The following is a 266-nucleotide window of genomic DNA, read 5'->3' on the forward strand; positions in this document are numbered from 1 at the left end:
CGGCGGCGGTCCGAACATCGACGGTGTCGATTTCATCGCCAACATGCCGACCGAAGAAGTGTTCACGCTCGCCGATAAAGATTCGGTCGAAGGTCACGTGTCGAGCACGAAACCGCTCAGCTATAGCGGCAACTTGATCGATGGGTTCACGCTCTGGTTCGAAGGCGGGAAAGTCGTGAAGGCGGAAGCGAAACAAGGACAACAGGCACTCGATGAGTTGTTGAACCTCGATGAAGGGGCGCGTCGTATCGGAGAAGTCGCGCTCG

At 57.1% G+C, this 266-nt stretch carries 1 protein-coding gene; it reads left to right on the top strand.

Translation table 11 applies throughout. The features are described 5' to 3' along the window. The coding region (locus tag ACSV5T_RS09915; RefSeq protein WP_438321006.1) for an aminopeptidase at nucleotides 1–266 on the top strand (266 nt) is incomplete at both ends.

Source organism: Veillonella sp. ZSJB6, from assembly GCF_051549505.1.
Lineage (GTDB): Bacteria > Bacillota > Negativicutes > Veillonellales > Veillonellaceae > Veillonella.